The sequence below is a fragment of the Streptomyces sp. BBFR102 genome (assembly GCF_051397025.1).
Classification (GTDB): Bacteria; Actinomycetota; Actinomycetes; order Streptomycetales; family Streptomycetaceae; genus Streptomyces.
In genome coordinates this window covers 4703016-4724628 of record NZ_CP195757.1, presented here as the reverse complement: position 1 = coordinate 4724628, position 21613 = coordinate 4703016, and the positions used below count along the sequence as shown (strand labels likewise).

Here is a 21613-nt window from a genome sequence, read left to right as displayed (position 1 = left end):
CCCGCCCTCCTCGCCCCGGCATGGGGCTTCCTTGGTCCTGCGGACGTGGGGAAGCACCGGGGCCTGCCCCGGGGGACGACTCCCTTGCGTCGTCCGTCCTTGTGCCGGTCATGGTAGCCGCACCCCGCTCGTCGCCACACCCTGTCACCGCGATGTCACTTGTACGTAAGCGCAAACGCGGCCGGGCCCCGGAAGGTTCCCCGTCCGGCGGGACCCGGCAGCGCCACGTCCCGCCACGGTACGCCCCGCCGGCTCCAACTCCGCGCCCAGGGGCGGCCGGCCGGGGCGCGGCGCGGCCCCGGTCATCCGTCCTCGCTCATCCACCCCTCCATGACGGCCAGCAGGTGGTCGGGGTCGACGGGCTTGGTGACGTAGTCGGAGGCGCCCGACTCGATGGCCTTCTCCCGGTCGCCCTTCATCGCCTTGGCGGTCAGGGCGACGATCGGCAGCCCCGCGAACTGGGGCATGCGGCGGATCGCGGAGGTGGTCGCGTACCCGTCCATCTCCGGCATCATGATGTCCATCAGCACCACGGCCACGTCGTCGTGCTGCTCCAGCACCTCGATGCCCTCGCGGCCGTTCTCGGCGTAGAGGACCGCCAGGCCGTGCTGTTCGAGGACGCTGGTGAGGGCGAAGACGTTGCGGATGTCGTCGTCGACGATGAGCACCTTCTGGCCGTCGAAGCTCACCGGCCCGCGCTCCGGACGCTCCTGGGGCGGCGCGTCCAGCGGCCTGCCCAGCGAGGTGGTGCGGGGCTGCCCCTGCCCGGCGGTGCCGTCGGTGCCGGCCGCCGCCTCCTCGGCGGCCCTGCGGCGCCGGCGGAAGAGGGAGACGGGTCCGTTGCGGGTGTCCTTCAGGGGCTCCGTGGGCACCGGTTCGGTACTTCGGGGCGCCTGGCCGGCGGGGAGTTCGCCCTTGGGCTCGACCGCGGGGGCGAGCTGCGCGTACTCCTGCACCGGGAGCCCTGCGGGATGCAGCGGCAGGTAGAGCGTGAAGGTCGAGCCGCGGCCCGGCTCGCTCGCCGCGTGGATCTCGCCGCCGAGCAGGCGGGCGATCTCCCGGCTGATGGAGAGGCCGAGGCCGGTGCCGCCGTACTTGCGGCTGGTGGTGCCGTCGGCCTGTTTGAACGCCTCGAAGATGACCCGCATCTTGCCCGAGGCGATGCCGATTCCGGTGTCGGTGACGGAGAACGCGATGAGGTCGGCGTCCGCGTCCGCCAGCGAACCGGCTTCCAGCAACTGCTCCCTGATCGCGTCGGGGACGTCGGCGGCGGCCGGCCGGATGACCAGCTCCACGGCGCCGCTGTCGGTGAACTTCACCGCGTTGGACAGGAGGTTGCGCAGGACCTGCAGGAGCCGCTGCTCGTCGGTGTGGAGGGTGGCGGGCAGCTCCGGGGAGACCCGGACGGAGAAGTCCAGGCCCTTCTCGGCGGTGAGCGGCCGGAAGGTGGCCTCCACGTAGTCGACCAGCTGGACCAGAGCGATCCGGGTCGGGCTGACGTCCATCTTGCCCGCCTCGACCTTGGAGAGGTCGAGGATGTCGTTGATCAACTGGAGCAGGTCGGAACCGGCGCCGTGGATGGTCTCGGCGAACTCCACCTGCTTCGGGGAGAGGTTCCCCTCGGCGTTGTCGGCGAGCAGCTTGGCGAGGATCAGCAGCGAGTTGAGCGGGGTGCGCAGCTCGTGCGACATGTTGGCGAGGAACTCCGACTTGTACCGCATGGAGACGGCGAGCTGCTCGGCCCGCTCCTCCAGCACCTGCCGGGCGTCCTCGATCTCGGTGTTCTTGACCTCGATGTCGCGGTTCTGCCGGGCCAGCAGCTCGGCCTTCTCCTCCAGCTCGGCGTTGGAGTCCTGGAGCGCCTTCTGGCGGACCTCCAGCTCCTCGGAGCGGTCCCGCAGCTGCTCGGTCAGCTCCTGCGACTGCTTCAGCAGCTCCTCGGTCTTGGTGTTGACGCTGATGGTGTTGACGCTGGTCGCGATCATCTCGGCGAGCTGGCTGAGGAAGTCCCGCTGGATGTGGGTGAACTGCTGGAAGGCGGCCAGCTCGATCACGCCGAGCACGGTGCCCTCGAAGAGCAGCGGCAGCACGATCACATGGGCGGGCGGCGCCTCCCCGAGTCCCGAGGCGATCTTCAGGTACCCGGAGGGCACATGGTCGACGAGGACGGTCCGCTTCTCCTGCGCGGCGGCCCCGATCAGCGACTCACCGGGCTTGAACGCGGTCGGCATCGACCCCATCGAGTAGCCGTAACTCCCGATCATCCGCAGCTCGTACGCGTCCTCGCGGGCCTCCGCGGACAGGTCCGGGTCCTCCTCGGTGGGCGCGGCGATGAAGAACGCGCCGTGCTGCGCGGAGACCACCGGGGTCAGCTCGCTCATGATCAGCGAGGCGACGTCGGTGAGGTCGCGGCGGCCCTGCATGAGTCCGGAGATCCGCGCGAGATTGCCCTTGAGCCAGTCCTGCTCCTTGTTGGCGAGGGTGGTGTCGCGCAGGTTGGTGATCATCGTGTTGATGTTGTCCTGGAGCGCCCGGATCTCGCCGGCGGCGTCCACGTCGATCTTGAGCTGGAGGTCGCCGCGGGTGACGGCGGTGGCGACCGCGGCGATGGCGCGCACCTGGCGGGTGAGGTTCTGCGCCATCTCGTTCACCGACTCGGTGAGGTCGCGCCAGGTGCCGTCGACGTCGCGGACCCGTGCCTCGCCGCCGAGCTGGCCCTCCGTACCCACCTCGCGGGCGACCCGGGTGACCTGCTCGGCGAAGGAGGAGAGCTGGTCGACCATCGTGTTGATGGTCGTCTTCAGCTCCAGGATCTCCCCGCGGGCGTCGATGTCGATCTTCTTGGTGAGATCGCCCTTGGCGATGGCGGTGGTGACCATCGCGATGTTGCGGACCTGGCCCGTGAGGTTGGAGGCCATCGAGTTCACCGACTCGGTGAGGTCCTTCCACGTCCCCGAGCTGCCGGGCACACGGGCCTGGCCGCCGAGGATGCCGTCGGTGCCCACCTCGCGGGCGACGCGGGTCACCTCGTCGGCGAACGACGACAGGGTCGTCACCATGGTGTTGACGGTGTCGGCGAGCTGGGCGACCTCGCCGCTCGCCTCGACGGTGACCTTCTTGGTCAGGTCGCCGTTGGCCACGGCGGTGGCGACGTGGGCGATGTTCCGCACCTGGCCGGTGAGGTTGTTCGCCATGGTGTTGACGTTGTCGCTCAGGTCCTTCCAGATGCCGGTGACGCCCGGCACCCGCGCCTGGCCGCCGAGGTTGCCCTCGGTGCCGACCTCGCGGGCGACCAGGGTCACCTGCTCGGCGAAGTTGGAGAGCTGGTCGACCATCGTGTTGACGGTGGTGACCAGTTCGAGGATCTCGCCCTTGGCGTCGACGGTGATCTTCTTGGAGAGGTCGCCGCGGGCCACGGCGGTGGTGACCTCGGCGATGTTGCGGACCTGCATGGTCAGGTTGTTGGCCATGCTGTTCACCGACTGGGTGAGGTCCTTCCAGGTGCCGGAGACCCCGTCGACCTGCGCCTGGCCGCCGAGGATGCCCTCGGTGCCGACCTCGCGGGAGACGCGGGTGACCTGCTCGGCGAAGGCCGAGAGCTGGTCCACCAGCGTGTTCAGGGTGTTCTTCAGCTCCAGGATCTCGCCCCGGGCGTCCACGTCGATCTTCTGCGACAGGTCGCCCCGGGCGATGGCGGTGGCCACCTGGGCGATCTGGCGGACCTGGGCGGTGAGATTGCCGGCCATGCCGTTCACCGAGTCGGTCAGGTCGCGCCAGACGCCGGCGACGCCGGGCACCTGCGCCTGGCCGCCGAGCCGCCCCTCGGTGCCCACCTCGCGGGCGACCCGGGTCACCTCGTCGGCGAAGGCCGAGAGCTGGTCGACCATCGTGTTGATGGTGTTCTTCAGCTCCAGGATCTCGCCCCGGGCGTCCATGCCGATCTTCTGGGAGAGGTCTCCCTGCGCCACCGCCGTGGTGACCTGGGCGATCTGCCGTACCTGGGCGGTGAGGTTGCCGGCCATGAGGTTGACGGAGTCGGTCAGCTCCTTCCAGGTGCCGCTGACCCCGTCCACCTGAGCCTGGCCGCCGAGCCGGCCCTCCGTACCCACGTCCCGGGCCATCCGCGTGACCTGGTCGGCGAAGGAGGAGAGCTGGTCCACCATCCGGTTCACGGTCATCTTCAGCTGGAGCATCTCGCCGGAGACGTCCACGGTGACCTTCTGCGAGAGGTCGCCGTTGGCCACCGCCGTCGTCACCTGTGCGATGTTGCGCACCTGGCCGGTGAGGTTACGGAACGCGGTGTTGACGGAGTCGGTCAGGTCCTTCCAGGTCCCGGCCGCCCCCTGCACGGTGGCCTGGCCGCCCAGTTCACCCTCGACACCGACCTCGCGCGCCACCCGGGTCACCTCGGCGCCGAACGCCGAGAGCTGGCCGACCATGGTGTTGACGGTGTTCTTCAGCTCCAGCATCTCGCCGAAGACGTCCACGGTGACCTTCTGCGAGAGGTCGCCGTTGGCCACCGCCCTCGTCACCTGCGCGATGTCGCGCACCTGCGTGGTCAGGTTCCGGAAGACCGTGTTGACGGAGTCGGTCAGGTCCTTCCAGGTCCCGGCGGCACCCGGCACGTTGGCCTGCCCGCCGAGCTGCCCCTCGACGCCGACCTCGCGGGCGACGCGGGTCACCTCGTCGGCGAAGGTCCGCAGCGTCTCGGTCATCTGGTTGATGGTCTCGGCGAGCTGGGCGACCTCGCCGCGCGCGCTGACCGTCACCTTGCGGGACAGGTCGCCGTTGGCGACGGCGGTGGTGACCTCGGCGATCCCGCGGACCTGCGCGGTCAGGTTGGAGGCCATGAGGTTCACCGAGTCGGTGAGGTCCTTCCACACCCCGTCCACACCGGGGACCTGCGCCTGCCCGCCCAGCTCCCCCTCGGTGCCCACCTCGCGGGCGACGCGCGTCACCTCGGAGGAGAACGAGGACAGCTGGTCCACCATCGTGTTGACGGTGTTCTTGAGTTCGAGCATCTCGCCGGCGACGTGCACCGTCACCTTGCGCGACAGGTCACCGCGGGCCACCGCCGTGGTCACCAGCGCGATGTCCCGCACCTGCGCGGTCAGCCGGTACGCCATGGTGTTGACGGAGTCCGTGAGGTCCTTCCACGAACCGGACATGCCCCGCAGCTGGGCCTGGCCGCCGAGCTTGCCCTCGGTGCCGACCTCGCTGGCCACCCGGGTCACCTCGTCGGTGAACCGCGACAACTGGTCGACCAGGTTGTTCACCGTCCGGCCGACCTTCAGGAACTCCCCGCGCAGCGGATGGCCCGAGCCGTCCGGCGGCTGCGTCCGCAGCTCCATCCGCTGCTCCAGGTCACCGTCGGCGACCGCGGAGAGCACCCGGCCGACCTCGGAGACGGGATGGACCAGATCGTCGACGAGGGCGTTGGACGCCTCGATCGCCGAGGCCCAGGACCCCTCGCAGACCCCCGTCTCCAGCCGCTCCGTGAGTTTTCCCTCACGTCCGACCGTGCGCCGCACCCGCGACAGTTCCCCGGTCAGATGCAGATTGCGGTCCGCGACCTCGTTGAACAACGCGGCGACCTCGGCCATCACGCCGTCGCCGGTCACCGTCAGGCGGCGCCGGAAGTTCCCGTCGCGCATCGCGGCCAGGGCGGACTTCAGGCGCTGGAGCTGGGCCGCGTCCACCTCGACCGTCCCGCTCCTGGAGGCATTTCGGGACCGTCCGCCCTGTCCGCGCGTGGTCGTGCTCCGCGCCGCTGCGCCAGACTCCACCGTGTCCCTCCCGCAAGGGTCGACGTAGTACTACAGGTTCGCTCGGGGCCGTTGCACAGAGCGTGCCCAGTGTTTCACCCCTGCCGAACCCGGCGATAACAGTTCGGCAGCTTCGCACACCGTCCGCACACCCTCCGGACCGAAACCGCGCGACCGGCATCCGCCGGAACCGTGAAGGTAAGTAACCTGGCACCAGGCTGTCCAACCACCCCGGTATGCCCGGCCTGGGCGGTGGCACACGTACGTACGGGCATCGGAGGGGCGGCCGGAGGAATGGGACTGACGTTGCCCGGGGAACAGCCCCCGGCATCCGGGGCCGAGCACCCCGACCACGGGAGCCTGGACCCCGCCGACAACCGCACGAGGAGTTCTGTGATCACGGCGCGGGCCGCCCACACCTTCGAACCGGTCGGGCGCTCGGTGGCTGCCGCCCGCGCCTTCGTCCGCGACACCCTGCAGGGCTGGGGCTTCGGTGACGTCGTGGACGACGCCGTGGTCCTCACCAGCGAGCTGGTCACCAACGCCGTCGTGCACGCGGGCACCGCCGCCGAGGTGGTCTGCCTGCGCTCCGGCGACGGGGTGCGCGTCGAGGTTTCCGACCGCTATCCCGAGCGCGAGATCCCGCTCCAGTCCGGCGGCGTCCAGATGGGCAGCCCGGACCGCGAGGGAGGCCGCGGCCTCCAGCTCTGCGCGGCGCTCGCCTCCCGCTGGGGCGTCGAGTACTCCCCGGCCCACAAGCACGTCTGGTTCCGACTCGACCTGCCCGAGCGCCAGGTCGGCACCCGCACCGCCGGCCCCTCGGTCTCCACCGAGCTGCTGCCGCTCGCCGACGAGCGGGTCCGCGTCGCGGTGATCCAGATCGACGGCGAGGGCGCCGTCTCCGCCTGGAACGACGACGCACTGGAACTCTTCGGCCACCCGTCGAAGCAGATCATCGGCAAGCCGCTGACCGACTACGCGGCGTGGCCGCACACCCCCGGCACCAGCACCGGCATCGCCGAGGCCCTGCGCCTGTCCCGCTGGGAGGGCAGCTACGGCGTCCGCGCCGCCGACGGCCGCGTCGTCCCGGTCTACGCCTCCCACCTGCGCGTCCGCGACCCGCGGGGCAAGCCGTCCACGGTCTGCCTGCTGGTCCGCGACGACGAGCGCGCGGTCCTCGCCACGCCGCAGCGCGGCCCCGCCCCGGAGTCCGGGCACCGCGCCGACGGCCAGAGCACCGACCCGTTCGAGACCTTCATCGGCTCCCCGGCACCGGACGACCTCGACGGGCTCCTCCAGCGCACCGTGGAACGCTCCCGCGACATGCTCGACGGCGACGCCGCGTTCCTGCTGCTCGCCACCGATGACGAGACGGAGCTGGAGGTCCGCGCCACCACCGGGCTGCCCTCCGCCCGCCAGCGGTTCGCCCGCGTCCCGGTCGACCCCGGCTCCGGCCGGCGGGGCACGGCCCGGATGCCCGCCGTCCACGAGGACCTGGCCGCCGTCCCCGGCGCCGTCTCGCTGCTGGACGGCACCGGGATGCGCTCGGTGGTGACGGTCCCGCTCAAGGTCGAGGGCCGCCTCACCGGTTCGCTCGGCGTCGCCGCGGAGGGCGCGGGCCGCTACTCCAACGAGGAGGCGCTGCGCCTGCAGTTCGCCGCCGACCGGATCGCGCTGGCCGTCGAGTCGGCCCGCCTCGGGGAGCTGGAGCGGCTGCGCCGCGGCTCGCTCTCCTTCCTCGTCGAGGCGTCCGACCTGCTCGCCGGCACCCTCGACCGGGACCAGACACTGGCGCTGATGGCGCAGATGACGGTCCCGACACTGGCCACCTGGTGCGCCGTCTACACGATCGCCGACACCGCATCCGACCCGTACCTCTCCTACGTGCTCCACGAGGACGAGGAGCGCATCGACGGTCTCAAGGAGCTACTGGGCCGCATCGACCCGCCCGAGCCGGTACCCACCCCGGGCGCACGGATCTGGCCCGCTCCGGCGCGCGCGGCGCACGAGGCGGCGCTCGAAGCATCCGTACGGAGCCTGGACGACGAGCCGCACCACCTCGGCTCCGGCCTCGGCTCGACCCTCACCACGGCGGCCTCGGTCGGCGGTGAGGCGGTCGTGCTGCCGCTGGTGGCCCGCAACCGCGTCATCGGCATGCTGGTCCTCGGCAAGCCCTCCGAGGACCACTTCCGCCAGGAGAACCTGGAGCTGGCCGAGGACCTCTCCCGCCGGGCCGCGCTCGCCCTGGACAACTCCCGCCTGTACTCGGAGCGGATGGCGATCAGCCAGTCCCTCCAGCGCAGCCTGCTCCCGCCGGACAAGCCCGAAGTCCCGGGCGTCGAGGTCGAGGTCATCTACCGCGCGGCCGGCGAGGGGAACGAGGTCGGCGGCGACTTCTACGACCTCTTCACGATCCCGGACGGCGCGTACGGCTTCGCCATCGGCGACGTCTGCGGCACGGGCCCGGAGGCGGCTGCCGTCACCGGCCTGGCCCGCCACGCCCTGCGCTTGCTGGCCCGCGAGGGATACAGCGGCCCAGCCGTCCTGGAACGCCTCAACAACGCCATCCTCGACGAGGGCGAACGCAGCCGCTTCCTCACCCTGCTCTACGGCGAGCTGCGCCCCCAGGAGGACGGCAGCGCCCTGCTGAAGGTGGTCTGTGCCGGCCACCCGCTCCCCCTGCGCCTGCGCCAGGACGGCTCCGTCGAGGCCGCCGCCGAACCGCAGCCGCTCCTCGGCGTCATGGACGACCTGGAGCTCTACGAGCAGACGGTGCGGCTGGAGCCGGGCGATGTCCTGCTCTGCGTCACCGACGGCATCACGGAACGCCGGGAGGGCAGCCGCATGCTGGGCGACGACGGCCTGGCGGAGGTCCTGAAGGGCTGCACGGGGCTGACCGCCGGGGCGGTCGCCGCCCGCGTGATGCGCGCCGTCGAGCGCTTCGCCGCCGACTCCCCTTCGGACGACATGGCGATCCTGACGATGCGCGTCCCGGAGCCGCAGCGGAACTGACCCTGAGAGACCGGTCCTTACCGGCCCTGCATTCCGCGCATGCGAAAGGCCCCCGCCCATCGGGCGGGGGCCTTTCTTTCTTGAGCCCCAAAACGGAATCGAACCGTTGACCTTCTCCTTACCATGGAGACGCTCTGCCGACTGAGCTATTGGGGCCGACTGTTGCTTCTCGCGGTGTTCCGCGTTGGCAACGAGAAGAAGCATACCTGAATTCGAGCATCCCTCGCACCACCCCCGGCTGCCGGAAATCAGGCCGACTGGAGCAGCCCGCCCAGCGCGTTGCACGCCGCCACCAGCCGGTGCGGCCCGCGCCGTTCCCCCGCCGGTACGAGCGGCAGTGCCAGGGTGTCGTCGGCGGCCCGCTCGGTTTCGATGAGTCGAACAGGGCGCCAGTACTCGGCGGTGCGGTGCAGAGGCGTCTTGACCGGCACGGAGCAGGCGAAGCCCTTGGCCCGCAGCGCCCGTGCGAAGGCGTCCCGGTCGGGCCGCCCGTTGCCCGGCACCCGCACCACGTACTGCGTATAGGTGTGCTCCCGACCCCGCTCGGGGGTACCGACTCCACGAAGCCGCTGGTCGAGGTGGTCGGCAGCCCGCCTGCGCGCCGCCACATCCGCGCGCTCGGCCACGGCGTCGCGCTCCTCCAGCACGAGCAGCCCGCGCCGTCCCCCGAGCCCGCGCAGCTGCCGCATCGGCGCGGAACGTCCGAAGCGGTGTACGGCGATGATCGCGGCGGTACGGGGTCCGGTGACAGCGGCCACGGCCTCGGCGTCCAGACAGTAGGAGTGCGGGTCGATGTCGGCGAACACCGGCAGCGCACCGGCGGCGAGCACAGCCCCCGCGACGTCCGCACGCCCGAAGGCCGGCACCACGACCTCGTCGCCCCGCCCGATTCCCGCGGCCCTCAGCATCTTCTCTGTCCCCATGCTGGAAATGCTGACGTCGGAGGGTGAATACAGGATGACCGAAAACAAAAAAGTGGTGGTCCCCGGATCGAAATCCGGGGACCACCACTCTCAAAAATAGTTCGGCGGCGTCCTACTCTCCCACAGGGTCCCCCCTGCAGTACCATCGGCGCTGTGAGGCTTAGCTTCCGGGTTCGGAATGTAACCGGGCGTTTCCCTCACGCTATGACCACCGAAACACTACGAAACACACCAGCAACCACACCCACCCAAACAGGGGGCCTATGGTTGGTGTTCGTGGTTTCAGAACCAACACAGTGGACGCGAGCAACTGAGGACAAGCCCTCGGCCTATTAGTACCGGTCAACTCCACCCCTTACAGGGCTTCCATATCCGGCCTATCAACCCAGTCGTCTACTGGGAGCCTTACCCTCTCAAGGAGGTGGGAATACTCATCTCGAAGCAGGCTTCCCGCTTAGATGCTTTCAGCGGTTATCCCTCCCGAACGTAGCCAACCAGCCATGCCCTTGGCAGAACAACTGGCACACCAGAGGTTCGTCCGTCCCGGTCCTCTCGTACTAGGGACAGCCCTTCTCAATATTCCTACGCGCACAGCGGATAGGGACCGAACTGTCTCACGACGTTCTAAACCCAGCTCGCGTACCGCTTTAATGGGCGAACAGCCCAACCCTTGGGACCGACTCCAGCCCCAGGATGCGACGAGCCGACATCGAGGTGCCAAACCATCCCGTCGATATGGACTCTTGGGGAAGATCAGCCTGTTATCCCCGGGGTACCTTTTATCCGTTGAGCGACGGCGCTTCCACAAGCCACCGCCGGATCACTAGTCCCGACTTTCGTCCCTGCTCGACCCGTCGGTCTCACAGTCAAGCTCCCTTGTGCACTTACACTCAACACCTGATTACCAACCAGGCTGAGGGAACCTTTGGGCGCCTCCGTTACTCTTTAGGAGGCAACCGCCCCAGTTAAACTACCCATCAGACACTGTCCCTGATCCGGATCACGGACCCAGGTTAGACATCCAGCACGACCAGAGTGGTATTTCAACGACGACTCCACACACACTGGCGTGCATGCTTCACAGTCTCCCACCTATCCTACACAAGCCGAACCGAACACCAATATCAAACTGTAGTAAAGGTCCCGGGGTCTTTCCGTCCTGCTGCGCGAAACGAGCATCTTTACTCGTAATGCAATTTCACCGGGCCTATGGTTGAGACAGTCGAGAAGTCGTTACGCCATTCGTGCAGGTCGGAACTTACCCGACAAGGAATTTCGCTACCTTAGGATGGTTATAGTTACCACCGCCGTTTACTGGCGCTTAAGTTCTCAGCTTCGCCACACCGAAATGTGACTAACCGGTCCCCTTAACGTTCCAGCACCGGGCAGGCGTCAGTCCGTATACATCGCCTTACGGCTTCGCACGGACCTGTGTTTTTAGTAAACAGTCGCTTCTCGCTGGTCTCTGCGGCCACACCCAGCTCACCGAGAAAATCGGATCACCAGACATGGCCCCCCTTCTCCCGAAGTTACGGGGGCATTTTGCCGAGTTCCTTAACCATAGTTCACCCGAACGCCTCGGTATTCTCTACCTGACCACCTGAGTCGGTTTAGGGTACGGGCCGCCATGAAACTCGCTAGAGGCTTTTCTCGACAGCATAGGATCATCCACTTCACCACAATCGGCTCGGCATCAGGTCTCAGACACAAGCCAGGCGGATTTACCTACCTGACGTCCTACACCCTTACCCCGGGACAACCACCGCCCGGGATGGACTACCTTCCTGCGTCACCCCATCACTCACCTACTACCAGCTCGGGTCACCGGCTCCACCACTTTCCATCCCCCGAAGGGTCCGGAACGGCTTCACGGGCTTAGCATCACTGGATTCAATGTTTGACGCTTCACAGCGGGTACCGGAATATCAACCGGTTATCCATCGACTACGCCTGTCGGCCTCGCCTTAGGTCCCGACTTACCCTGGGCAGATCAGCTTGACCCAGGAACCCTTAGTCAATCGGCGCACACGTTTCTCACGTGTGAATCGCTACTCATGCCTGCATTCTCACTCGTGAACCGTCCACAACTCGCTTCCACGGCTGCTTCACCCGGCACACGACGCTCCCCTACCCATCACAGCCTCCGTTGGGAGTATTGCTGCAATGACACGACTTCGGCGGTACGCTTGAGCCCCGCTACATTGTCGGCGCGGAATCACTAGACCAGTGAGCTATTACGCACTCTTTCAAGGGTGGCTGCTTCTAAGCCAACCTCCTGGTTGTCTCTGCGACTCCACATCCTTTCCCACTTAGCGTACGCTTAGGGGCCTTAGTCGATGCTCTGGGCTGTTTCCCTCTCGACCATGGAGCTTATCCCCCACAGTCTCACTGCCGCGCTCTCACTTACCGGCATTCGGAGTTTGGCTAAGGTCAGTAACCCGGTAGGGCCCATCGCCTATCCAGTGCTCTACCTCCGGCAAGAAACACACGACGCTGCACCTAAATGCATTTCGGGGAGAACCAGCTATCACGGAGTTTGATTGGCCTTTCACCCCTAACCACAGGTCATCCCCCAGGTTTTCAACCCTGGTGGGTTCGGTCCTCCACGACCTCTTACAGCCGCTTCAACCTGCCCATGGCTAGATCACTCCGCTTCGGGTCTAGAGCGTGCAACTCAAACGCCCTATTCGGACTCGCTTTCGCTACGGCTTCCCCACACGGGTTAACCTCGCTACACACCGCTAACTCGCAGGCTCATTCTTCAAAAGGCACGCAGTCACGACGCACCGAGAAAACTCGATGCGCGACGCTCCCACGGCTTGTAGGCACACGGTTTCAGGTACTATTTCACTCCGCTCCCGCGGTACTTTTCACCATTCCCTCACGGTACTATCCGCTATCGGTCACCAGGGAATATTTAGGCTTAGCGGGTGGTCCCGCCAGATTCACACGGGATTTCTCGGGCCCCGTGCTACTTGGGTGTCTCTCAAACGAGCCGCTGATGTTTCGACTACGGGGGTCTTACCCTCTACGCCGGACCTTTCGCATGTCCTTCGCCTACATCAACGGTTTCTGACTCGTCCCACGGCCGGCAGACCGTAGAAGAGAGATCCCACAACCCCGCATGCGCAACCCCTGCCGGGTATCACACACATACGGTTTGGCCTCATCCAGTTTCGCTCGCCACTACTCCCGGAATCACGGTTGTTTTCTCTTCCTGCGGGTACTGAGATGTTTCACTTCCCCGCGTTCCCTCCACACTGCCTATGAGTTCAGCAGCGGGTGACAGCCCATGACGACTGCCGGGTTTCCCCATTCGGAAACCCCCGGATCAAAGCCTGGTTGACGACTCCCCGGGGACTATCGTGGCCTCCCACGTCCTTCATCGGTTCCTGGTGCCAAGGCATCCACCGTGCGCCCTTAAAAACTTGGCCACAGATGCTCGCGTCCACTGTGCAGTTCTCAAACAACGACCAACCACCCACCACCCCGAGACATACATCCCGAGTTCACTGGGGCCGGCACCGAAGAAACAGCCACAACATGGCCGCTCCCTCAGACACCCAACAGCGTGCCCGACACCCCCAACCCCAAGATCCGTTTTCCACGCCGAAGCAGTACTCACATCTCAAGCAGATTGACAGTGCCGAATAGTCAACGTTCCACCCATGAGCAACCAGCACCAGACATTCGCTGATGAACTGGCCTCTGACCAGGCAAACCTGGTAAGAAGTGCTCCTTAGAAAGGAGGTGATCCAGCCGCACCTTCCGGTACGGCTACCTTGTTACGACTTCGTCCCAATCGCCAGTCCCACCTTCGACAGCTCCCTCCCACAAGGGGTTGGGCCACCGGCTTCGGGTGTTACCGACTTTCGTGACGTGACGGGCGGTGTGTACAAGGCCCGGGAACGTATTCACCGCAGCAATGCTGATCTGCGATTACTAGCGACTCCGACTTCATGGGGTCGAGTTGCAGACCCCAATCCGAACTGAGACCGGCTTTTTGAGATTCGCTCCACCTCACGGTATCGCAGCTCATTGTACCGGCCATTGTAGCACGTGTGCAGCCCAAGACATAAGGGGCATGATGACTTGACGTCGTCCCCACCTTCCTCCGAGTTGACCCCGGCGGTCTCCCGTGAGTCCCCAGCACCACAAGGGCCTGCTGGCAACACGGGACAAGGGTTGCGCTCGTTGCGGGACTTAACCCAACATCTCACGACACGAGCTGACGACAGCCATGCACCACCTGTACACCGACCACAAGGGGGCGCCCATCTCTGGACGTTTCCGGTGTATGTCAAGCCTTGGTAAGGTTCTTCGCGTTGCGTCGAATTAAGCCACATGCTCCGCCGCTTGTGCGGGCCCCCGTCAATTCCTTTGAGTTTTAGCCTTGCGGCCGTACTCCCCAGGCGGGGCACTTAATGCGTTAGCTGCGGCACGGACAACGTGGAATGTTGCCCACACCTAGTGCCCACCGTTTACGGCGTGGACTACCAGGGTATCTAATCCTGTTCGCTCCCCACGCTTTCGCTCCTCAGCGTCAGTATCGGCCCAGAGATCCGCCTTCGCCACCGGTGTTCCTCCTGATATCTGCGCATTTCACCGCTACACCAGGAATTCCGATCTCCCCTACCGAACTCTAGCCTGCCCGTATCGACTGCAGACCCGGGGTTAAGCCCCGGGCTTTCACAACCGACGTGACAAGCCGCCTACGAGCTCTTTACGCCCAATAATTCCGGACAACGCTTGCGCCCTACGTATTACCGCGGCTGCTGGCACGTAGTTAGCCGGCGCTTCTTCTGCAGGTACCGTCACTTTCGCTTCTTCCCTGCTGAAAGAGGTTTACAACCCGAAGGCCGTCATCCCTCACGCGGCGTCGCTGCATCAGGCTTTCGCCCATTGTGCAATATTCCCCACTGCTGCCTCCCGTAGGAGTCTGGGCCGTGTCTCAGTCCCAGTGTGGCCGGTCGCCCTCTCAGGCCGGCTACCCGTCGTCGCCTTGGTGAGCCACTACCTCACCAACAAGCTGATAGGCCGCGGGCTCATCCTGCACCGCCGGAGCTTTACACCATCCAACATGCGTTGGACGGTCATATCCGGTATTAGACCCCGTTTCCAGGGCTTGTCCCAGAGTGCAGGGCAGATTGCCCACGTGTTACTCACCCGTTCGCCACTAATCCACCCCGAAGGGCTTCATCGTTCGACTTGCATGTGTTAAGCACGCCGCCAGCGTTCGTCCTGAGCCAGGATCAAACTCTCCGTGAATGTGTACCCGACTGCGTCCGGTTAAAGACTGCGGGTGCAACAGACACAAGAGCGGTACGACAAGGAGGAATAGTCCCTGTCGTACACAGCGTCCTCGCTGTTGTATTTCAAAGGAACCTCAACCTGCCAGAAACCTGGCCGGTCGGGGTATCAACATATCTGGCGTTGACTTTTAGCACGCTGTTGAGTTCTCAAGGAACGGAGACTTCCTTTGTACTCACCCTCTCGGGCTTTCCTCCGGGCGCTTCCCTTCGGTATTTCGTGTTCCGACTCTATCAGACTCTTTCGTGTCCGACTTCCTCGGTGCCTTTCCGGTTCCAGCTCCGCGTTTCCGCTTCGCTTTTCCCTTTCCGGCGGTTCCGACTTTATCAGAGACTCTGAGTCGGAATTTCCACCCTCCCCGGTTGCGCTTGGGCACGCAGAGGTGCGCCGCGCTTCCCGCTGGGGTGGAGACGTAAACGTACTGGAGCGGGGCTCCCCGATGCAAATCGGGGAGCCCCGCTCCTTGGTGCGCTGGTCAGCGCGCTCCTGACCAGGGTCGGCTCGCTCAGACCTCGACGACGACCGGCAGGATCATCGGGCGCCGGCGGTAGTGGTCGGAGACCCACTTGCCGAGCGTGCGGCGCACCAGCTGCTGGAGCTGGTGCGGCTCGACCACACCGTCCTGCGCCGACTTCTCCAGGACCTCCTGGATGCGGGGGACGACGTCGCCGAAGCGCGCGTCGTCGATGCCCGAACCGCGGGCCTGGATGTGGGGACCCCCGGTGATCTTGCCGGAGCTGGAGTCCACCACCACGAAGACCGAGATGATGCCCTCGTCACCGAGGATGCGGCGGTCCTTGAGCGAGGTCTCGGTGACGTCGCCGACGGAGAGGCCGTCCACGTACACGTAGCCGGCCTGGACCTTGCCGACGATCTTGGCCCGGCCGTCGACCAGGTCGACGACGACACCGTCCTCGGCGATGACGATGTTCTGCGGCGGGACGCCGGTGAGGACGCCCAGCTCGGCGTTGGCCCGCAGGTGGCGCCATTCGCCGTGCACCGGCATCAGGTTCTTCGGCTTGCAGATGTTGTAGAAGTACAGCAGCTCGCCGGCCGAGGCGTGTCCGGAGACGTGGACCTTGGCGTTGCCCTTGTGGATGACGTTGGCGCCCCAGCGGGTCAGGCCGTTGATCACGCGGTAGACCGCGTTCTCGTTGCCCGGGATCAGCGAGGAGGCCAGGATCACCGTGTCGCCCTGGACGATGCGGATCTGGTGGTCGCGGTTGGCCATCCGGGACAGCGCGGCCATCGGCTCGCCCTGCGAACCGGTGCAGACGAGCACGACCTCGTCGTCCGGCAGGTCGTCGAGAACCTTCACGTCGACGACGAGGCCCGGCGGCACCTTCAGGTAGCCGAGGTCGCGGGCGATGCCCATGTTGCGGACCATCGAGCGGCCGACGAAGGCGACGCGGCGGCCGTACTCGTGGGCGGCGTCCAGGATCTGCTGGATGCGGTGGACGTGGCTGGCGAAGCTCGCCACGATGATCCGCTTGTTGGCATTGGCGAAGACCGTGCGCAGGACGTTGGAGATGTCGCGCTCGGGCGGCACGAAGCCGGGGACCTCGGCGTTGGTGGAGTCCGTCAGCAGGAGGTCGATGCCCTCCTCGCCGAGCTTCGCGAAGGTCGGCAGGTCCGTCAGCCGCCGGTCCATCGGGAGCTGGTCCATCTTGAAGTCGCCGGTGTGCACCGCCATGCCGGCGGGGGTGCGGATGGCGACGGCGAGGGCGTCCGGGATGGAGTGGTTGACCGCGATGAACTGGCAGTCGAAGGGGCCGATGCGCTCGCGGTGGTCCTCCGCGACCTCCAGCGTGTAAGGCCGGATGCGGTGCTCCTGGAGCTTCGCCTCGATCAGCGCGAGCGTGAGCTTCGAGCCGATCAGCGGGATGTCCGGCTTCTCGCGGAGCAGGTACGGGACGCCGCCGATGTGGTCCTCGTGGCCGTGGGTGAGGACGATGCCCTCGATGTCGTCGAGGCGGTTCCTGATCGACGTGAAGTCGGGCAGGATCAGGTCGACGCCGGGCTGCTCCTCCTCGGGGAAGAGGACGCCGCAGTCGACGATCAGCAGCCGGCCGTCGTACTCGAAGACCGTCATGTTGCGGCCGATCTCGCCGAGGCCGCCGAGCGGTGTGACGCGCAGGCCGCCCTTGGGCAGCTTCGGCGGGGGGCCGAGTTCAGGGTGCGGATGACTCAAAAGATTCTCCCTACCACCCGCGCCACGTACCGGACGGCACGTGGCGCGGGTGTCGTTCGTGCTGGTGAAGTTGGAGTGGTGCTCCGGCGTACCGGTCGCGCTTATGCAGTTGTGAAGTCTGTGGACCGGAGCTGCACCCCGCCCGCGGCCAGGTCGATCGTCAGCTGGGCGGTTTCCTCGGCCGACAGCTCGACCAGCGGCAGGCGCAGCGGGCCGCCGGGCAGTCCGAGCCGGTCCAGGGCGGCCTTGGTGGTGATGACGCCCTGGGTGCGGAACATCCCGGTGAAGACCGGAAGCAGCCGCTGGTGGATCTCGGTGGCCTTCTGGACGTCGCCGCTCAGGTGTGCGTCGAGGAGGGCGCGAAGCTCGGGGGCGACCAGGTGGCCGACGACCGAGACGAAACCGACCGCGCCCACCGAGAGCAGCGGGAGGTTCAGCATGTCGTCGCCGGAGTACCAGGCGAGGTCCGAGCGGGCGATGGCCCAGCTGGCGCGGCCGAGGTCGCCCTTGGCGTCCTTGTTGGCCACGATGCGGGGGTGCTCCCCGAGGCGGACCAGGGTCTCCGTGCTGATCGGGACACCGCTGCGGCCGGGGATGTCGTAGACCATGACCGGCAGGTCCGTGGCGTCCGCGATGGCCGTGAAGTGGCGGTACAGGCCCTCCTGCGGGGGCTTGTTGTAGTACGGCGTGACCGTGAGCAGGCCGTGGGCTCCGGCCGCCTCGGCGGCGCGGGCCAGATCGACGCTGTGGCGGGTGTCGTTGGTGCCGACTCCGGCGACGATGTGGGCCCGGTCGCCGACCGCGTCGAGCACCGCCCGGATCAGCTCGGTCTTCTCCGCGTCACTGGTGGTGGGGGACTCGCCGGTGGTGCCGTTGAGGACCAGTCCGTCGTTGCCGGCGTCCACCAGGTGGGTGGCGAGGCGCTGGGCGCCGTCGAGGTCGAGCGCGCCGTCCGCCGTCAGGGGCGTGACCATGGCGGTGAGGACCCTCCCGAAGGGGGTCTGCGGAGTGGAGGTCGGAGCCATGGGTAACACGCTACTCGCTACAGGGCGTGCGGTCCCCCTCAGGGCGATGTGACGAGCGTCGTCGGCGCGCCCCGGAGCGGACGAACGGGGCAAGGGGGACAGAAAGGGTCCGGCACTGCCTGCTCGGGGGTTCAAGCAGTGCCGGACCCGTTTCATCAGGCTAGATGAACATTCCGAAAGGCCGCAATACGGGCACTTCGGATGGCTGGCCCACCGGCTGCGCCCGGGCCTCAGGGTCCGACGCGGCCGTTCTTGTTGAAGGCGGCGTGCGTCAGCGGCATCAGCTCGGCCCAGCGGGCCTCCATCTGCTGGCCGACCATCTCGATCTCGCGCTGCGGGAAGGAGGGAACCGTCGCCAGCTCGTGCTGGGTACGCAGGCTGAGGAAGTTCATCAGGGACCGGGCGTTGCACGTCGCGTACATCGAGGAGTACAGGCCGACCGGCAGCGCCGCCCGGGCCACTTCGCGGGCCACCCCGCCCGCCAGCATCTCCCGGTACGCCTCGTACGCCTGGGTGTAGCTGTTCTCCAGGGTGCGGGCGGTCAGCTCGCGCTGCTCCTCGCTGCCCTTGACGAACTCGTACTTTCCGGGCCGGCCCCGCTGGACGAGTTTGCGGTCGGCGTCGGGGACGTAGAAGACAGGCTGGAGCTCGCGGTAGCGACCGGACTCCTCGTTGTACGACCAGCCCACGCGGTGCCGCATGAACTCGCGGAAGACGAAGATGGGAGCACTGATGAAGAACGTCATCGAGTTGTGCTCGAACGGGCTGCCGTGGCGGTCCCGCATCAGGTAGTTGATGAGACCCCGGGAACGCTCCGGGTCCTTGCTCAGCTCGTCCAGGGACTGCTCACCGGCGGTGGAGACGCGGGCGGCCCACAGCACGTCCGTGTCGCTCGCGCTGTGCTTGACCAGTTCCACCGTGACGTCGCTGCGAAAACTGGGCTTGAGGTCTGGAGCAGGGGTGTCGCTCACCTGCGGGTCCTTCCATGGGGCTGTCGCTCGGGCGGCGCCCACTCTACGACCCGGCACCGACAATCGACCGTTCGGAGTCCCGCGCCGACAATCTTCGGCGAATTCGGCGATAAGGGGCACCGATCCGGGTCGCCGATCGTCTTACCTTGTAGAGACGTACCTCACGTCCCCGCAACGTCACGACCGTCCACGATCCCCGAAGGAGAAGCGCCCTCCATGTTCCGTCGGCGAGAGCCCGTTCCGTTCGCCTTCATCGCCGAGGCTGAGAAGTTCCGCAGCAACGTCACCCCGCCGCCCAGGGAGCGTGTCTCCAAGGGCCAGCGGGTCGGCAGCACCCTGATGGGGCTGACCGTGGTGGCCGGGCTGGTGGGTGCCCTGCTGGTCGGCACGCCCGCCCTGTCCCCCGAGCAGTCGGTCCAGCACCAGAAGTCCGAGGCGTCCGAGGGACGCTGAGCCGACCTGGGGACCCTGAAGTGGTCGGGGTGCGGCACTCTCGGTAGCCTCACCGGGCACCACCCCCGAGCGTGCTTGAGTGAGGACCAGCCGTGCCCCTTGCCTTTCTGACGGCCGACCGTGCATTCGACGAGGCCGCGGACGACGCCCCGCTCCCCTTCGACGACCGGGACCAGTGGCGACGGCCGTACCGCCTCGGCCCCTGGCGGGTCGGGGCGGCGGCGATACTGCTGTTGCTGGCGTCATTCGTCCTGGTCAGCGCCGTGATCATCGCAGCGGCCGGCGGCATGTCCGGGGCGGCGGTGACCGGCGTGCTGGGGCTCGCCGTGGTCGCCTCCGCGCTGCGCCTGCTGCGCATGGGCGTCTGGGTCAACGCCACCGGCCTGCGCCACGTCCGCTTCTTCCTCACTCGGACGACGCCCTGGAGCCGCGTACGGGCGGTACGCACCGCGCAGCGTCCCGTGAAGTGGCTGTCGCTGCCCCGTACGGTGCAGGGGCAGGCACTGGAGCTGGTCGTCCGGCAGGGCGCCGCCGAGCCGGCCGTCCTGCTCACCGACCGCAACGCGGACTTCCTCTCCCGGACGGAGGCGTTCGACCGCGCGGCCGACTCCGTCGAGGTCTGGGCGTACGAGTACGCACCTGCCGCGCGCACCTGAGGGGCGGATGCGCGAAGGGCCCCGGAGGACATCGAACGGTCCTCCGGGGCCCTTCTGGTGCCTCAGCCCTGGTCCTGGAGCGGGCGGCCGGCGTGCAGGGCGATGGCGCGCTGCATCGCCTTGCGGGCCCGGGGCGTGTCCCGGGCGTCGTGGTAGGCGACGGCCAGCCGGAACCAGCAGCGCCAGTCGTCCGGGTGGTCCTCGGTCTCGGCCCGCCGGCGGGCGAACACCGCGTCGGCGGAGGTCCGGTCGATCCGGCCGCTCGGGGTACGGACCAGCTCGTCCTCGGGGAGGCCGCCCTCGGCCTCCAGCTCGGCGGCGAGCCGGTTGGCCCGCTGGACGAACTGGGTGTTCTTCCAGAGGAACCAGCCGCCGATCACCGGCAGCACCAGCACGGCCACGCCGAAGACGACGGTCAGCGGGGTGCCGTGCCGGATGAGCAGCACGCCACGGCTGCCGGCCAGGACGAAGTAGACGACCAGGACGAGGGCCGTGACGAGATAGGTGATCTTTGCGCGCATGGGGACAGCCCGGTCAGTTCAGGTCGAGGAAGTGTTCCAGGCCGAAGGTGAGCCCCGGAGCGCTCCCCACCCGCCTGGCGCCGAGCAGGATGCCCGGCATGAAGCTGCTGTGGTGCAGCGAGTCGTGGCGGATGGTGAGGGTCTCGCCCTCGCCGCCGAACAGGACCTCCTGGTGGGCGAGGAGGCCCCGCAACCGCACCGCGTGCACCGGGACGCCGTCCACGTCGGCGCCGCGCGCCCCGTCCAGCGCCGTCGCCGTGGCGTCGGGCTGGGCGGGGAGCTGGGCCTCGGCGCGGGCGGCGGCGATCAGCTGGGCGGTGCGGGTGGCGGTGCCCGAGGGGGCGTCGGCCTTGTTCGGGTGGTGGAGCTCGACGACCTCCACCGACTCGAAGTAGCGGGCGGCCTGCTGGGCGAAGGCCATCGTGAGGACGGCGCCGATGGAGAAGTTGGGCGCGATGAGGACGCCGGTGCCCGGGGAGGCGTCGAGCCGGCCACGCAGGGTGGCGAGGCGCTCATCGGTCCAGCCGGTGGTGCCGACCACGGCGTGGACGCCGTGGTCTACGAGGAACCCGAGGTTCTCCATGACGGAGCCGGGGGTGGTGAGCTCCACCGCGACCTGGGCCCCGGCGTCGGTCACGGCCGCCAGGTCGTCGCCGCGGCCGAGCGCCGCCACCAGCTCCATGTCCTCGGCCGCCTCGACGGCGCGTACGGCCTCGGAGCCGATGCGGCCCCTGGCGCCCAGCACGGCCACCCGCAGCTTGTCGCTCATTGGTTCGTCCTCTTCTC

The 21613-nt window shown here is 67.3% G+C and carries 10 protein-coding genes, 1 tRNA gene and 3 rRNA genes; 3 read left to right on the top strand and 11 right to left on the bottom strand.

All coding sequences use genetic code 11. The features are described 5' to 3' along the window. Positions 1 to 302: 302 nt before the first annotated feature. Complete coding sequence (locus ACSLIC_RS20995; protein ID WP_436739249.1) at positions 303 to 5786, bottom strand: HAMP domain-containing protein; 5484 nt, start codon at positions 5784 to 5786, stop codon at positions 303 to 305. Positions 5787 to 6059: 273 nt separating this feature from the next. Here ACSLIC_RS20995 and ACSLIC_RS20990 point away from each other — a divergent pair, with 273 nt between their 5' ends. Next, positions 6060 to 8777 carry a SpoIIE family protein phosphatase gene (locus ACSLIC_RS20990; RefSeq protein ID WP_436739248.1) on the top strand — a complete coding sequence of 906 codons (2718 nt, stop codon included), beginning with the start codon at positions 6060 to 6062 and terminating at the stop codon, positions 8775 to 8777. Positions 8778 to 8860: 83 nt separating this feature from the next. Here the strand turns inward: ACSLIC_RS20990 and ACSLIC_RS20985 are convergent. From ACSLIC_RS20985 to thyX, 8 genes are all read right to left on the bottom strand, one after another. Then, positions 8861 to 8933 (bottom strand) — tRNA-Thr (locus ACSLIC_RS20985). 92 nt (positions 8934 to 9025) lie between these two features. Continuing rightward, the gene (locus ACSLIC_RS20980; protein ID WP_436740433.1) at positions 9026 to 9685 is read right to left on the bottom strand and encodes a DegT/DnrJ/EryC1/StrS family aminotransferase; all 660 of its coding nucleotides are present in this window, start codon (positions 9683 to 9685) and stop codon (positions 9026 to 9028) included. A gap of 114 nt (positions 9686 to 9799) precedes the next feature. Then, positions 9800 to 9916: ribosomal RNA gene (rrf, locus tag ACSLIC_RS20975) — 5S ribosomal RNA — on the bottom strand. 96 nt (positions 9917 to 10012) lie between these two features. Continuing rightward, positions 10013 to 13134: ribosomal RNA gene (locus tag ACSLIC_RS20970) — 23S ribosomal RNA — on the bottom strand. A 309-nt stretch (positions 13135 to 13443) separates the two neighbouring features. Further along, positions 13444 to 14968: ribosomal RNA gene (locus ACSLIC_RS20965) — 16S ribosomal RNA — on the bottom strand. Together the 16S, 23S and 5S rRNA genes form the textbook arrangement of a ribosomal RNA operon. 547 nt (positions 14969 to 15515) lie before the next feature. Further along, the gene (locus ACSLIC_RS20960) at positions 15516 to 17201 is read right to left on the bottom strand and encodes a ribonuclease J (protein WP_436739247.1); all 1686 of its coding nucleotides are present in this window, start codon (positions 17199 to 17201) and stop codon (positions 15516 to 15518) included. 101 nt (positions 17202 to 17302) lie between these two features. Beyond that, the gene (gene dapA, locus ACSLIC_RS20955; protein ID WP_436739246.1) at positions 17303 to 18226 is read right to left on the bottom strand and encodes a 4-hydroxy-tetrahydrodipicolinate synthase; all 924 of its coding nucleotides are present in this window, start codon (positions 18224 to 18226) and stop codon (positions 17303 to 17305) included. Between the two features lie 230 nt (positions 18227 to 18456). Then, positions 18457 to 19197: an FAD-dependent thymidylate synthase gene (thyX, locus tag ACSLIC_RS20950; protein WP_436739245.1), complete on the bottom strand. Its 741-nt coding sequence runs from the start codon at positions 19195 to 19197 to the stop codon at positions 18457 to 18459. A gap of 216 nt (positions 19198 to 19413) precedes the next feature. Between thyX and ACSLIC_RS20945 the strand changes: the two genes are divergently transcribed. Continuing rightward, a complete protein-coding gene (locus ACSLIC_RS20945) occupies positions 19414 to 19650 on the top strand; it encodes a hypothetical protein (protein WP_436739244.1) in 237 nt (78 codons plus the stop codon). Positions 19651 to 19742: 92 nt separating this feature from the next. Further along, positions 19743 to 20306 (top strand): hypothetical protein, encoded by a 564-nt coding sequence (locus ACSLIC_RS20940; RefSeq protein ID WP_436739243.1) that lies wholly within the window; start codon positions 19743 to 19745, stop codon positions 20304 to 20306. Between the two features lie 62 nt (positions 20307 to 20368). Here ACSLIC_RS20940 and ACSLIC_RS20935 read toward each other — a convergent pair whose 3' ends face one another. Further along, complete coding sequence (locus ACSLIC_RS20935; RefSeq protein WP_436739242.1) at positions 20369 to 20827, bottom strand: hypothetical protein; 459 nt, start codon at positions 20825 to 20827, stop codon at positions 20369 to 20371. A gap of 13 nt (positions 20828 to 20840) precedes the next feature. Then, entirely contained in the window at positions 20841 to 21596 is a 756-nt protein-coding gene (dapB, locus tag ACSLIC_RS20930) for a 4-hydroxy-tetrahydrodipicolinate reductase (protein WP_436739241.1), read from the bottom strand. Positions 21597 to 21613 lie beyond the last annotated feature (17 nt).

Coding starts and splice junctions, on each gene's coding strand:
- ACSLIC_RS20990 (WP_436739248.1), top strand. CDS start 6,060: ATGGGACTGACGTTGCCCGGGGAACAGCCCCCGGCATCCGGGGCCGAG.
- ACSLIC_RS20980 (WP_436740433.1), bottom strand. CDS start 9,685: ATGCTGAGGGCCGCGGGAATCGGGCGGGGCGACGAGGTCGTGGTGCCG.
- dapA (WP_436739246.1), bottom strand. CDS start 18,226: ATGGCTCCGACCTCCACTCCGCAGACCCCCTTCGGGAGGGTCCTCACC.
- ACSLIC_RS20945 (WP_436739244.1), top strand. CDS start 19,414: ATGTTCCGTCGGCGAGAGCCCGTTCCGTTCGCCTTCATCGCCGAGGCT.
- ACSLIC_RS20935 (WP_436739242.1), bottom strand. CDS start 20,827: ATGCGCGCAAAGATCACCTATCTCGTCACGGCCCTCGTCCTGGTCGTC.
- dapB (WP_436739241.1), bottom strand. CDS start 21,596: ATGAGCGACAAGCTGCGGGTGGCCGTGCTGGGCGCCAGGGGCCGCATC.